This is a genomic window from Citrobacter sp. W9 (assembly GCF_026719375.1).
GTDB classification, from domain to species: domain Bacteria; phylum Pseudomonadota; class Gammaproteobacteria; order Enterobacterales; family Enterobacteriaceae; genus Citrobacter; species Citrobacter werkmanii.
In genome coordinates this window covers 69789-82890 of sequence record NZ_JAPPTE010000012.1, presented here as the reverse complement: position 1 = coordinate 82890, position 13102 = coordinate 69789, and the positions used below count along the sequence as shown (strand labels likewise).

The window sequence follows — 13102 nt, the reverse complement described above, 5'->3', positions numbered from 1 at the left end:
TATTGGCCCGGTAAGCGGAAAAATTTTCCGGGCCATTTATGCTCTTAAGACGATTTACGTACGCGCAAATACCATTCGCACAGTAAACGCACCTGTTTACGCGTGTAGCCTTTTTCCATCATACGGTCGACAAAATCGTCGTGTTTTTTCTGCTCGTCAGTCGAGGTTTTGGCGTTGAACGAAATAACCGGCAGCAACTCCTCGGTATTGGAGAACATTTTCTTCTCAATCACCGTGCGCAGTTTTTCGTAACTGGTCCAGTTTGGATTGCGACCGCTGTTATTCGCTCTGGCGCGCAGAACAAAGTTGACGATCTCGTTACGGAAGTCTTTCGGGTTACTGATACCCGCTGGCTTCTCAATTTTTTCCAGCTCTGCGTTCAGCGACTCGCGATCGAACAGTTGACCGGTATCCGGGTCACGGTACTCCTGATCCTGAATCCAGAAATCCGCATAGGTGACGTAACGGTCGAAAATGTTCTGTCCGTATTCGGAATAGGATTCGAGATAAGCTGTCTGAATCTCTTTGCCAATAAATTCAGCATATTTAGGGATCAGGTAGCCTTTCAGGAACTCAAGATAACGTTCTGCCTGCTCCTGAGGGAACTGTTCACGCTCGATTTGCTGTTCCAGTACGTAGAACAGATGCACCGGGTTCGCCGCGACTTCGGCATGATCAAAGTTAAAGACGCGAGAGAGGATCTTAAACGCGAAACGCGTGGACAGACCGTTCATTCCCTCATCGACCCCGGCGTAATCCCGATACTCCTGATAGGATTTCGCTTTTGGATCGGTATCTTTCAGACTTTCGCCATCGTAAACGCGCATCTTCGAGTAAATGCTCGAGTTCTCAGGTTCTTTCAGACGAGAAAGAATGGTGAAACGAGAGAGCGTTTCCAGCGTGCCTGGTGCGCAAGGCGCATGGGTCAGCTCACTGTGATTAAGCAATTTCTCGTAAATTTTGATCTCTTCGGAGATCCGCAGGCAATAAGGCACTTTGACAATGTAAACACGGTCAAGGAACGCCTCATTGTTTTTGTTGTTGCGGAACGTCACCCATTCGGACTCGTTCGAGTGGGCAAGAATAATTCCGTTAAACGGCAGGGCAGAGATACCTTCCGTCCCGTTGTAGTTACCTTCCTGGGTGGCGGTCAGCAGAGGATGCAGCACTTTAATCGGTGCTTTAAACATCTCTACGAACTCCATAATCCCCTGGTTAGCGCGGCACAACGCCCCCGAGTAACCGTAGGCATCAGGATCGTTCTGGGCGTGGTGTTCGAGTTTACGAATATCCACTTTCCCGACCAGCGCAGAGATATCCTGGTTGTTTTCATCGCCAGGTTCCGTTTTGGCGATAGCGATCTGCTCCAGAATAGACGGCCAGACTTTGACGACGCGGAATTTTGTAATGTCCCCGCCAAATTCGTGCAGGCGTTTCGCCGCCCATGGCGACATGATCGTTCCGAGGTAGCGACGCGGGATCCCATACTCTTTTTCCAGGATCTGCGCATCTTCCTGTGGATTAAACAGGCACAACGGATGATCGTTAACCGGGCTACGTTCGCCATTGGCGCTCAGGACATAAATCGGAACTCTCTGCATCAGCGACTTGAGTCGCTCAGCGAGAGATGATTTCCCCCCTCCCACAGGCCCCAACAGATACAGAATCTGTTTCTTCTCTTCTAACCCCTGAGCTGCATGTTTCAAATAAGAAACAATCTGCTCAATGGCGTCTTCCATGCCGTAAAACTCTTCGAAAGCGGGATAGCGTGCAATTACCCGATTCGAAAAGAGTCGAGAAAGACGAGGTTCGTGGGCAGTGTCAACCATGACAGGCTCACCAATAGCCATTAATAGCCGCTCTGCCGCGTTGGCATAAGCACTGCGATCTTGCCGACAAGTGGTAAGAAACTCCTGCAGCGTGAACTCTTCGTCCTTGGCAGCTTCGTAACGCTGGCGATAGTGATCGAATATATTCATGGTATGCCGTCCTTTCGTTTTTTAGCACATGTTAAGAGCCGTTCATATGAATAGTAGAGGCCCCTGAAGAGGTAAACTGAACGACGTCGCTGCTGAAGAAATAAGCAACTCTCATGCCATTTTGATGGTCAGGAGATCAACGTATTCGGTGATACACCTTCTAAAATTAAGCGTAGATGGCATTTGCAAAACTTGCCTGGGTGCGCAAATGAATTTCAATGGCATATCAATAACTCATCAGCAAAAAAAGCACATCTTATGTAAAGAAATGGGGCGGGATTCATGTGGTGTTCACTATCCTGCAAGCAAAATGTCATCACTCGCTGAGAAATTAGGGGGTTACATTCCTGGACTAATACGTAAAATAGTTGGGCTGAAGCGTATTGGCGGTTACACTTTGACCGCTACACATTTGAATAAGGAATTATGGATTGTGACCAAACTCAAACTTCTGGCACTTGGCGTGCTTGCCGCAACCGCAGTTAGCACCGCACACGCGGAAAGTCAGTGGACTGTTGGTGCAGGTGTCGGCGTGATTAACAGCCCGTACAAACAGTATGACCGCGATGTTTATCCCGTTCCGGTTGTCACCTATGAAGGCGATAACGTCTGGTTCCACGGTCTGGGTGGCGGCTACTATCTGTGGAATGATACGGCAGATAAGCTCTCCATCATGGCGTACTATGATCCGACGCATTTCAAGCCGGGTGACAGCGACAGCCATGCTTTGCGCCAACTCGACAAGCGTAAAAGCAGCCTGATGGCTGGCCTCTCGTATGTACATAACACCCAGTATGGTTTCCTGCGTACCGCTCTGGCGGGTGATACCCTGGATAATAGCAACGGCTTTATCTGGGATCTGGCCTGGCTCTACCGTTACACTAACGGTGCGCTGACTTTGACGCCGGGTATCGGTGTGCAGTACAGCAGCGAAAACTACAACGACTATTATTATGGCGTGTCCAATCACGAGTCTCGCCGCAGTGGTCTGAAAAGCTACAGCGCTGACGATGGATGGGATCCATACCTGGAGTTGACTGCGAGCTATAACTTCCTTGGCAACTGGAACGTATACGGCACTGGCCGTTATGTGCGTTTGAGTGATGAAGTGAAGGATAGCCCGATGGTCGATAAATCCTGGTCTGGCATCTTCTCGGTGGGTGTGACCTACAAGTTCTGATGCTATTGCGTGTCAAATACAAGCCTGCAGAGATGCGGGCTTTTTTATGCTTCGTGGGGATGAATATTGATCTAAAACATGAGATTGCATTTTTATAGTGGTTTTATGTTTCGCCTGGCCGCAACGATTATTTAACCAGGTATTTCTTTTGCCGTTACTAAAAATAAACCTCTCATTTGATTAGCCTGATAGCTATTGTTTTTTTTATGAGGTAATATCGTCATGCCTTAATGATTTATTGTTGTGGTCTGTCGTTTTCTGGGTTCATAATTTATTGATAATACTGTGGTTTATTGTGTCGCGATGCGCGGGGTATTTATTCTCAAGTGGCATAAAGATAACTGATAACTATTTTGGCTTATTTCGAATGTTAACTTTCAGGTGAAAAAATAAAAAATTAATCATTTGTTTTTATTTTACATCCTTTAGGTATTTGTCTGAAAAAATTAAAATTGACATTAAATATCCTATTGCCGATATTCATTAAACTTTAAAAGTAGTGATAGCAACTCTCGTGGTAAGGCCTTAAATATGCCACGGGGATATCTTGAGTAAAAACCTGGTATAAATAATGAAAAAGTTAATCATGATAGCTGTGATGGGCGGGGTCCTGGCTGGATGCACCAGCGAGGCTTCACGCATGAGTGCATGCGAAAACAAAGGGATCAGCCGCGATGCCTGCTACATCGCCGAACAAAACCGTCAGGCGACAATCAATGCCGCGGCTGAAAAACAGGCCCTGGAAAACGCGCAAAATCTGTATAGCTCTGATGGCACCCATCCCGACCATCACCACAAACACGATAAATACTAAGGTTTAACTCATGAAGAAATTGATTATTATCGCTGCGCTGGTGGCTTCATCTGCTGCGCCTGCTTATGCTATCAGCGAAGCATATCGTCAGCAATTACAGCATGAACACAAAACTCAGGTCAGCGACGCTAATGCCCCGGTGCACGCCAGCAAAACCACATCCGTGCATGTGAATAAGCTGGGCGTGGACTTTAAACGTGGCGCTGATGGTATTGCATATATTAATGGCAACCCTGCGGCAAATGATGAAAATAATGCCGATGCACAAACTTACAGTGCGGGTTTGATTTCCGTCATTGTCTATAAAAACGGAAAAATTAACGCCATGAAAGAGGGCAAATATTTAGGTCGGTTGAAATAAGCGCTGGCTAGTGAAAATTTTGCATTATTTAGGTCCGTGATCTGCATCAGATCCCGGGCCTTTGACTTTAATCGCATTAACGGGCGACACGCCAAACTATGATGGTGCAATTTGTGCACCATAACAGGACACATGTCTGTTGTTTTGCTTTACTGTGGTGCATTAACACAGGAGGGTGCGATGACAGCGAAACAGGTGATGTTTACGGAGCAGGTATCGCTTCCTGCGATTGGGCAGGGAACATGGTACATGGGCGAGGATTCAGCCCGACGTCGGGATGAAGTCGCCGCGTTACGGGCTGGGCTGGATCTTGGCCTGCGATTGATTGATACAGCCGAAATGTACGCAGATGGTGCAGCGGAAGAGGTTGTTGGCGAGGCGCTGTCAGGTCGGCGTGATAGCGCTTTTTTAGTTTCGAAGGTTTATCCATGGAATGCCGCGGGCAAGAAAGCGATTGCCGCCTGCGAAGCCAGCCTGCGTCGTTTGAAAACCGATTATCTGGATCTCTATTTGTTGCACTGGACGGGAGACTTTTCATTTGCTGACACCGTCGACGCTATGGAAACGCTTATTGCGCAGGGCAAAATCCGCCGCTGGGGCGTCTCTAATCTTGATTACGATGATATGCAGGCATTATGGCAGGTTGCAGGTGGACGACACTGTGCAACTAATCAGGTGCTCTATCATTTAGCATCGCGCGGCATTGAATATGATTTACTGCCATGGTGCCAGCAACAGCAGATGCCGGTTATGGCCTACAGTCCGCTGGCTCAGGCAGGACGGCTCCGGGGGGACTTGCTTTCTAACCCAGTGGTCAATGACATTGCGCGCGCCCACAATGCCAGCGCTGCGCAGATTTTACTGGCATGGGTTATTCGTCTTTCGGGGGTGATAGCCATTCCGAAAGCCGCGAATGTGGCGCATGTCGAACAGAATGCCGCGGCACTGGAGATAACGCTCTCTGCCGATGAGCTGACGCAGTTAGATAAGGCATATCCGGCGCCAAAAGGTAAAACGGCGCTGGATATGGCCTGATTTGCCGCATGGCGCGCTGAGTTGCCTGATGGCGCAAACACTATCAGGCAACTGACACGATCTTAGCGCTTAGCAACACGAATCGTTTGTGCCAGACGAGACGGTTTTTCTTCGGTGGTTTTCTGCGGTGCCGTGGCGTAAGCCGTTTCTACGCAAACAAATGTTTTGTAGCCGTCATCCGGCATGTCGCCCATGCTGACAGACAGCGCCGGGCCTGGGTTCCAGCCCACGACATTCAGATGGTGGTGGTGGATTACGTCAATATTGCGATTCAGCGCATCATCATGAATGACGCTGCACGCTTCCGGATTCAGATAGACACGATCGGTACGGTCCGGGAAGGTCTGGATACCATCAGCCAGTACGTCTTCTTTGGCATCATTCACTTTATCGATCAGACGATCGCCAAGACCGCTGACTTTCACCGCCGCAATATCACCCACATTGAAATAGGTATGCAGCGCGGAGGTGGTTTCAAACTCACCGTGCGCTTCCAGCTCCATCTCGCAGGTGGCGCCCACTTTGAAACGGGCCAGCAGGCAGAACTCGTGCGGCCAAAGCTGACGCGTTTCAGCACTGCTTTGCAGTTCGAACGTCAGTACGACACCTTTCTCGTCTTCGTTATGCGCCTTCAGCGTCCAGGGCAGGTTACGTGCAAAACCATGAGACGGCAGGCCTGGCTGAGCGGCAGGGCCAAACCACGGCCAGCAAATCGGTACGCCGCCACGCAGCGCAACACCGGTTTTAAACGGCGTATTGTTACTTAACCACAGGACTTCTTCTTCACCGTTTGGTTTCCAGGAAAGAAGATGTGCGCCCTGCAGCGCAAAAGAGGCTTTAACCTGCGGGTGATCGACAACAATGACCTCAAGCTCATCAAGCTGACGGCGGGAGAGTACCGGGGCAATTTGTTCGACTACCGGAAGTGCAAAAATTTTATTAATCATTACGCAATCCTTTTTAACCCTAAATAATTCGGGTTGCAGGACGGCGGCAAGTGAACGAACCCCGATGAGCTTACTGTAGTAAGTGATTCGGGTGAGAGAGCGTAGCCAACACACCTGCAACTCGAAGTATGACGGGTATCTTCAGGCAAAAAAAAGAGCGACCATAGTCGCTCTTACAGATTACTGTTTCATCTCAACTTATTTGGAGATGTGAGCAATCAGATCCAGAACTTTGTTGGAGTAGCCGGTTTCGTTGTCGTACCAGGATACCAGTTTCACGAAGTTGTCGTTCAGTGCGATACCTGCTTTAGCATCGAACACGGAAGTGCAAACTTCACCGTTGAAATCGGTAGATACTACGTCGTCTTCGGTGTAACCCAGAACGCCTTTCATCGGGCCTTCGGAAGCAGCTTTGATTGCTTTCTTAATTTCTTCGTAAGAAGCAGCTTTTTCCAGACGAACGGTCAGGTCAACAACGGATACGTTCGGGGTAGGAACGCGGAACGCCATACCAGTCAGTTTGCCGTTCAGTTCTGGCAGTACTTTACCTACAGCTTTAGCAGCGCCGGTAGAGGACGGGATGATGTTCTGGGATGCGCCGCGGCCGCCGCGCCAGTCTTTGTGAGACGGGCCGTCAACGGTTTTCTGAGTAGCGGTGGTCGCGTGAACAGTAGTCATCAGACCTTCGATGATGCCGAAGTTGTCGTTGATAACTTTAGCCAGCGGAGCCAGGCAGTTAGTGGTGCAGGAAGCGTTAGAAACGATGTCCTGACCTTCGTATTTGTCAAAGTTAGCGCCTTTAACAAACATCGGAGTGTTATCTTTGGACGGACCAGTCAGAACCACTTTTTTCGCGCCAGCAGTGATGTGCTTACGAGCGGTTTCATCTGTCAGGAACAGGCCAGTAGCTTCAGCTACTACGTCAACACCAACTTCGTCCCATTTCAGGTTAGCCGGATCACGTTCAGCGGTAACACGGATTTTTTTACCGTTTACGATCAGATGACCGTCTTTCACTTCAACGGTACCGTTGAAACGGCCGTGAGTGGAGTCATATTTCAGCATGTAAGCCATGTAGTCAGCGTCTAACAGGTCGTTGATTGCAACGATCTCGATGTCAGAGCGTTCTTGAGCAGCACGGAAAACAATGCGACCGATACGGCCAAAACCGTTGATACCTACTTTGATAGTCATATATTCCACCAGCTATTTGTTAGTGAATAAAAGGTTGCCTGTAAAATTACAAAAACCTTACGCAGCGTCAAGCGGAATCGTGTCAATCATTGCGACAAATCAATCTGCTGCCTAAGCTTTACGCAACTGACTCGCCTCACTCTTCCTTTGGGCTTGAAACCACATGGGGTCGGCGGCCCGAATTTTAAAGGGCAATCAAGATAAAAACGTGATTCTGATCACGAATTGCAGGCTGCCATTTCGCAAGGATCAAGTTTAGAACAAAAGTTCGCACTCCGGTGTTAATGTTTTGTTAGAATCTGTCTCGCGATGTGAGTTTAGATAAAGCGAGATGTGAGCAAATGGCTAATCAACCTTCTCCAGAAGAACTGAAAAAAAATTTAACAGAAATGCAGTTCTACGTGACGCAGAATCACGGGACAGAACCGCCATTTACCGGGCGTTTGCTGCATAACAAGCGTGACGGCATCTACCACTGTTTGATCTGCGATAAACCGCTATTTCGTTCCGAGACAAAATATGACTCTGGCTGCGGCTGGCCCAGTTTTTACGAGCCGGTCAGCGAAGAGGCTATCCGTTACATAAAAGATACCTCGCATGGTATGCAGCGCATTGAAATCCGCTGTGGGAACTGTGATGCGCACCTGGGACACGTCTTCCCGGATGGCCCAAAACCTACCGGTGAGCGCTACTGTGTCAACTCAGCCTCTTTGAACTTTACCGATGGCGAAAACGGTGAACAAATTAAGGGTTGAAGAAACGATTCAGCAAATTATTCTACGGAGAGGGGATTTAACATGAATCTTGATGAGATGATCAACAGCATGACGCCGGAAGTTTATCAGCGCTTATCTACCGCCGTTGAACTCGGAAAATGGCCGGATGGCGTGGCGCTAACGGCAGAACAAAAAGAGAACAGCTTACAACTGGTGATGTTATGGCAGGCGCGCAACAACATTGATGCGCAACATATGACGATTGATACCAACGGTGAGATGGTGATGAAGAGCAAGCAGCAGCTAAAGGTTGAATTTGGTATTACGCCTGAGCCTATAGCAACGTTCAAATCCTGATAATCCTGGCCCGGCAGTCATGATGTCGGGCCCGCAGTCGCTGTTATTTTTTGTTCATCATCGCCTTCAGATCGGCAAACGGATTATATTTCGCTTCGCCAACAGCCTTCTGCGCATCTTCTCCGGCAACCACCGTTGAACCATACTGGTCCGCTTCCGTATATTTAGAATGCTCGTGATCGTGACAATACAGGCACAACATTTCCCAGTTGCTACCATCTTCCGGGTTATTGGAGTGATCGTGATCGATATGGTGTACCGTCAACTCGCGCAAATTTGAATAGACAAACTCGCGGGAACAGCGTCCGCAGACCCAGGGGAAGAGCTTAAGCGCTTTTTCCCGGTAACCAACTTCCAGACGAGCGTAATTTTTAGGGATAAAAGCCATAAAAGCTCATGCCTCCAATAGAAAATGAATAGCTGCGCCAAAGGCTGGCGCAGCGGAATTCGGTAATCATAACCTATTGTGTCAGGCGTTGGGATCAGTGTTTGATGCCCAATGAATCGGCTAACTGTTTAGCCAGTTGATTGTTGTCATCCGCACCGTATTCCCAGAACATGGCGCCTCCCAGCCCCTTACTCTTGATGTAGTCGGCTTTGATCGCCACCGAGCGCGGGTTTTCATAGGAGAGGGCAAAGAGCGCTTTCCCGTCTGCTGACTGTACCGACAGCCACGGTACTTTCGCCTCATCATCCCAATGCTGGCTAAAGCGCTTCTGCGGATCGTTGATCAGCTTCGCCACGATATCGTTGTACTTCACATAGGTATCTTTGCTCAGATCGACGCCCAATGATTTGAACAACGCAATTTGTGCTGCTTCGAAATAGGGCTGGGTGGCAGGGCTCTTCTGCGCGTCAGGTTTGCTCCAGTCAATTCCCGGTTCAACGGCGCGTTTTGGTACGCGTCCATAAAAACCAATACCCAGATTCATCTGGCTCGGTTTTAACCCGGCGGCGAGATAGTTATTGACCACAAAATCCGCACTGTACTTATCTGCGGCGGCGACGGTCGGCCATTTCGTCGAATCATACAGGTTGGAGTTGAAATATTGAGTGCCGTAGGCCATGTCATAGGTCATCAAATTGATGTAGTCGAGTGATGGCGCAATGGCTTTTACATCCACCCAACTTTTCGGACTTTCCGCATTCGCACCCACGGCAATGGTCAGTAGCTTTTTATGCCCTAATGCTGCCCGCAGCTCTTTTAACAGCGCGGTAAAGTTAGCGCGATCGGTTGGTTGGCTTTCGACCAGTCCCCATGCGCCATTGACCGGATATTCCCAGTCGAGGTCGATACCATCCAGACCGTATTTCTCAATGATTTCCTGCGCAGACTGAATGAATATCGCTCGTGTTTCTTTCGTTGCTGCCGCGCCTGAGAATCCACGCGCCCCCCAACCCCCGACAGAAAGCAGAACTTTCAGATTCGGATTCTGCTTACGCAGCTCCGGGATTTTCTGCAAATCAGCCTGCACTTTCTCTGAAAGCCAAATCTGATGCAGCTTGCTGGCGTCTTTTAGGGCGTCATTGGTTTCGTCTTTCTCGTTGTTGTAGACAAGACCAAACGAATAGTTGAGGTGGGTTATCTGGCGCACATCCAGTTTATTGATATCGCCGCCTGGACCGGCAGTGACATCGCCACCGCCATTAAAGTAGCCAACTGACATCAGTGAATTGGCGGAAACAACGCTGGCGCAGAGCAGGGGGAATGCTGCCAACAAAGGCAATAGTTTCATCGGTGTTCCTCTTTGACATTTAAACAAGTAAACACGCCACGGAAAGGCGTGGCGAAAAAAACAGCTCTTACAGATTAACCGTTTCATAACAGAAAAAATGCGAAGGGGTTCACGGCGTACAGGCGAAGCGGCCTCCACGTTTCTGTAGGTTTCAGTACATCTTTGCACTTATTTGTGATCTGAGTTGTGAAATGCAGATCTTAATCTGTGTTTTAAAGATTTTGTGTTGACCTCAAAAATTACATGGATAAGTATGATGATCACTGATGCAAAACTAAACACAAAGGAAAATTCAATGAAAGCACTGGCAAGATTTGGCAAGGCCTTTGGTGGCTACAAGATGATTGATGTTCCGGAGCCGGTATGTGGTCCGGATGACGTTGTGATTGAAATCAGGGCAGCTGCTATCTGTGGCGCAGATATGAAGCACTATAACGTTGACAGTGGTTCCGACCAGTTTAATTCGATTCGTGGTCACGAATTTGCCGGTCGAATTGTCCAGGTCGGCGACAAGGTTAAGGACTGGAAAGTGGGTCAGCGCGTGGTTTCTGACAACAGCGGGCACGTTTGCGGTGTCTGTCCTGCCTGCGAACAAGGTGATTTTCTTTGTTGTACAGAAAAGGTGAATTTAGGCCTGGACAACAATACCTGGGGCGGTGGGTTTTCGAAATATTGTCTGGTTCCTGGGGAAATCCTCAAAATTCACCGCCATGCGCTGTGGGAAATCCCGCCTGGTGTTGATTATGAAGAGGCGGCAGTCCTGGACCCCATCTGTAATGCCTACAAATCTATCGCCCAACAGTCCAAATTTCTCCCAGGTCAGGACGTGGTGGTTTTCGGTACTGGCCCGCTAGGTCTCTTTTCCGTGCAAATGGCACGCATTATGGGGGCCGTTAATATCGTCATGGTCGGGCTGGAAGAGGATGTCGCGGTGCGCTTTCCTATCGCCAAAGAGTTGGGGGCGACGGCGGTCGTCAACGGTTCGAACGAAGATGTGGTCGCCCGTTGTCAGGAAATCTGCGGCAAAGACAATCTGGGATTAGTTATCGAATGTTCCGGTGCCAATATTGCCCTGAAACAAGCTATTGAAATGCTGCGTCCCAACGGTGAAGTTGTCCGCGTAGGGATGGGTTTCAAACCACTCGACTTCTCCATTAATGATATTACCGCGTGGAACAAAAGCATTATTGGTCATATGGCTTACGACTCCACTTCCTGGCGTAACGCCATTCGTCTGCTTGCGAGCGGTGCGATTAAAGTCAAACCGATGATCACTCACCGTATCGGCTTATCGCAATGGCGCGAAGGTTTTGACGCCATGGTCGATAAAACCGCGATTAAAGTCATCATGACTTACGACTTTGATGAATAACATGTTTATTAAAGGGACGTTATCGCATGGAACAGATTGCAAAACCGCACTGCGGCGCCAGGTTGGACAGGCTGCCTGACTGCCGCTGGCATACGTCGATGTTCGCTATGGTAGCCTTCGGATTACTGGTTTGCTGGAGTAATGCCGTTGGCGGATTAATTCTCGCGCAGCTAAAAGAACTCGGTTGGACCGATAATTCTACCACCGCCACGTTTTCCGCCATTACTACAGCGGGTATGTTTCTTGGTGCACTGGGTGGCGGAATTATCGGTGATAAAACCGGGCGTAAAAACGCGTTTATCCTGTATGAAGCGATTCATATTATATCCATGGTAATTGGCGCGTTTTCACCCAATATGACCTTTCTGATCGCCTGTCGTTTTGTCATGGGGGTGGGTTTAGGCGCGTTGCTGGTAACCCTTTTTGCCGGGTTTACCGAATATATGCCAGGACGGAATCGTGGCACATGGTCCAGTCGGGTCTCGTTTATCGGCAACTGGTCTTATCCGCTCTGTTCACTGATTGCGATGGGGTTAACGCCACTGATCAGCGCGGAATGGAACTGGCGCGTACAGTTGTTGATTCCGGCTGTGCTGTCGCTCATTGCAACCGTTATTGCATGGCGCAGTTTCCCGGAGTCGCCCCGTTGGCTGGAGTCTCGCGGACGCTATCAGGAAGCTGAACAGGTGATGCGGGCCATTGAAGACGGTGTCATTCGACAGACAGGTAAGCCACTACCGCCGGTCGTGACAGAAGATGATGACAAACAACCGCGTTCAGTGCCGTACTCCGCCTTATTAACGGGAGTTTTATTAAAGCGGGTGATTCTGGGCTCCTTTGTTCTGATTGCCATGAACGTTGTGCAGTACACCTTAATTAACTGGTTACCGACAATATTTATGACTCAGGGGATTAATCTGAAAGACTCCATAGTCTTAAATACCATGAGTATGTTCGGTGCGCCGTTTGGGATTTTCATCGCCATGCTGGTAATGGATAAAATTCCGAGGAAAACGATGGGGGTGGGGTTATTAGTGTTAATTGCCCTGCTGGGTTATATCTATTCGCTGCAAACCAGCATGTTGCTAATCACATTAATTGGTTTCTTCCTGATTACCTTTGTGTATATGTACGTTTGCTATGCCTCCGCGGTATATGTTCCAGAGATATGGCCGACTGAAGCGAAGCTGCGCGGGTCTGGGCTTGCTAACGCGATAGGGCGTATCAGCGGTATCGCCGCGCCTTATGCGGTCGCTGTATTACTTAATAGTTATGGCGTGACGGGCGTATTTGTACTGCTGGGCGCAGTCTCAATTATTGTCGCTGTTGCTATTGCCACCATTGGAATTGAAACAAAAGGCGTCTCTGTCGAGAGTCTCGGTATCGATGCCGTTACCAGCAAATAATATTG

General features: G+C 49.0%; 13 protein-coding genes. 8 read left to right on the top strand and 5 right to left on the bottom strand.

Annotation, left to right across the window (positions count from 1 at the left end):
* Window positions 1-44: 44 nt before the first annotated feature.
* Entirely contained in the window at window positions 45-1979 is a 1935-nt protein-coding gene (gene yeaG, locus OOJ59_RS17170; protein WP_038640044.1) for a protein kinase YeaG, read from the bottom strand.
* A 433-nt stretch (window positions 1980-2412) separates the two neighbouring features.
* Here yeaG and OOJ59_RS17165 point away from each other — a divergent pair, with 433 nt between their 5' ends.
* From OOJ59_RS17165 to OOJ59_RS17150, 4 genes are all read left to right on the top strand, one after another.
* Window positions 2413-3159, top strand: coding sequence for a MipA/OmpV family protein (locus OOJ59_RS17165; protein WP_038640047.1), 747 nt, complete (start codon window positions 2413-2415; stop codon window positions 3157-3159).
* 571 nt (window positions 3160-3730) lie between these two features.
* On the top strand, window positions 3731-3973 hold the full coding sequence (locus tag OOJ59_RS17160; protein ID WP_038640050.1) for a hypothetical protein: 243 nt from the start codon (window positions 3731-3733) through the stop codon (window positions 3971-3973).
* Window positions 3974-3983: 10 nt separating this feature from the next.
* Window positions 3984-4334 (top strand): hypothetical protein, encoded by a 351-nt coding sequence (locus OOJ59_RS17155; protein WP_042308899.1) that lies wholly within the window; start codon window positions 3984-3986, stop codon window positions 4332-4334.
* 180 nt (window positions 4335-4514) lie between these two features.
* On the top strand, window positions 4515-5369 hold the full coding sequence (locus OOJ59_RS17150) for an aldo/keto reductase (RefSeq protein ID WP_159121288.1): 855 nt from the start codon (window positions 4515-4517) through the stop codon (window positions 5367-5369).
* Between the two features lie 62 nt (window positions 5370-5431).
* Here the strand turns inward: OOJ59_RS17150 and OOJ59_RS17145 are convergent, their stop codons facing one another.
* Both OOJ59_RS17145 and gapA read right to left on the bottom strand, forming a co-directional pair.
* Window positions 5432-6316 carry a D-hexose-6-phosphate mutarotase gene (locus OOJ59_RS17145; RefSeq protein ID WP_087857699.1) on the bottom strand — a complete coding sequence of 295 codons (885 nt, stop codon included), beginning with the start codon at window positions 6314-6316 and terminating at the stop codon, window positions 5432-5434.
* Window positions 6317-6514: 198 nt separating this feature from the next.
* Window positions 6515-7510 (bottom strand): glyceraldehyde-3-phosphate dehydrogenase, encoded by a 996-nt coding sequence (gene gapA / locus OOJ59_RS17140; protein ID WP_003030697.1) that lies wholly within the window; start codon window positions 7508-7510, stop codon window positions 6515-6517.
* A gap of 341 nt (window positions 7511-7851) precedes the next feature.
* On the opposite strand from gapA, the gene msrB reads away from it, so the two are divergent.
* Window positions 7852-8265, top strand: coding sequence for a peptide-methionine (R)-S-oxide reductase MsrB (msrB, locus tag OOJ59_RS17135; protein ID WP_006684886.1), 414 nt, complete (start codon window positions 7852-7854; stop codon window positions 8263-8265).
* 42 nt (window positions 8266-8307) lie between these two features.
* Entirely contained in the window at window positions 8308-8583 is a 276-nt protein-coding gene (locus OOJ59_RS17130) for a YeaC family protein (protein ID WP_003030693.1), read from the top strand.
* A 43-nt stretch (window positions 8584-8626) separates the two neighbouring features.
* On the opposite strand, the gene yajD is transcribed toward OOJ59_RS17130, so the two are convergent.
* Together yajD and OOJ59_RS17120 are read right to left on the bottom strand one after the other, a co-directional pair.
* The gene (gene yajD / locus OOJ59_RS17125; protein ID WP_003832478.1) at window positions 8627-8971 is read right to left on the bottom strand and encodes an HNH nuclease YajD; all 345 of its coding nucleotides are present in this window, start codon (window positions 8969-8971) and stop codon (window positions 8627-8629) included.
* A 94-nt stretch (window positions 8972-9065) separates the two neighbouring features.
* Window positions 9066-10319 carry a glycoside hydrolase family 18 protein gene (locus tag OOJ59_RS17120; RefSeq protein WP_160956486.1) on the bottom strand — a complete coding sequence of 418 codons (1254 nt, stop codon included), beginning with the start codon at window positions 10317-10319 and terminating at the stop codon, window positions 9066-9068.
* 295 nt (window positions 10320-10614) lie between these two features.
* Between OOJ59_RS17120 and OOJ59_RS17115 the strand changes: the two genes are divergently transcribed.
* Both OOJ59_RS17115 and OOJ59_RS17110 read left to right on the top strand, forming a co-directional pair.
* The gene (locus OOJ59_RS17115) at window positions 10615-11691 is read left to right on the top strand and encodes a zinc-binding dehydrogenase (RefSeq protein WP_085049517.1); all 1077 of its coding nucleotides are present in this window, start codon (window positions 10615-10617) and stop codon (window positions 11689-11691) included.
* Between the two features lie 26 nt (window positions 11692-11717).
* On the top strand, window positions 11718-13097 hold the full coding sequence (locus tag OOJ59_RS17110; RefSeq protein WP_193157028.1) for an MFS transporter: 1380 nt from the start codon (window positions 11718-11720) through the stop codon (window positions 13095-13097).
* Window positions 13098-13102: the final 5 nt, after the last annotated feature.

What these genes read in the sequence shown, in the direction of transcription:
- msrB (WP_006684886.1), top strand. Translation starts at nt 7,852, where the DNA reads ATGGCTAATCAACCTTCTCCAGAAGAACTGAAAAAAAATTTAACAGAA.
- OOJ59_RS17115 (WP_085049517.1), top strand. Translation starts at nt 10,615, where the DNA reads ATGAAAGCACTGGCAAGATTTGGCAAGGCCTTTGGTGGCTACAAGATG.
- OOJ59_RS17145 (WP_087857699.1), bottom strand. Translation starts at nt 6,316, where the DNA reads ATGATTAATAAAATTTTTGCACTTCCGGTAGTCGAACAAATTGCCCCG.
- OOJ59_RS17155 (WP_042308899.1), top strand. Translation starts at nt 3,984, where the DNA reads ATGAAGAAATTGATTATTATCGCTGCGCTGGTGGCTTCATCTGCTGCG.
- yeaG (WP_038640044.1), bottom strand. Translation starts at nt 1,979, where the DNA reads ATGAATATATTCGATCACTATCGCCAGCGTTACGAAGCTGCCAAGGAC.
- OOJ59_RS17130 (WP_003030693.1), top strand. Translation starts at nt 8,308, where the DNA reads ATGAATCTTGATGAGATGATCAACAGCATGACGCCGGAAGTTTATCAG.
- OOJ59_RS17110 (WP_193157028.1), top strand. Translation starts at nt 11,718, where the DNA reads ATGGAACAGATTGCAAAACCGCACTGCGGCGCCAGGTTGGACAGGCTG.
- yajD (WP_003832478.1), bottom strand. Translation starts at nt 8,971, where the DNA reads ATGGCTTTTATCCCTAAAAATTACGCTCGTCTGGAAGTTGGTTACCGG.
- gapA (WP_003030697.1), bottom strand. Translation starts at nt 7,510, where the DNA reads ATGACTATCAAAGTAGGTATCAACGGTTTTGGCCGTATCGGTCGCATT.
- OOJ59_RS17160 (WP_038640050.1), top strand. Translation starts at nt 3,731, where the DNA reads ATGAAAAAGTTAATCATGATAGCTGTGATGGGCGGGGTCCTGGCTGGA.
- OOJ59_RS17120 (WP_160956486.1), bottom strand. Translation starts at nt 10,319, where the DNA reads ATGAAACTATTGCCTTTGTTGGCAGCATTCCCCCTGCTCTGCGCCAGC.
- OOJ59_RS17150 (WP_159121288.1), top strand. Translation starts at nt 4,515, where the DNA reads ATGACAGCGAAACAGGTGATGTTTACGGAGCAGGTATCGCTTCCTGCG.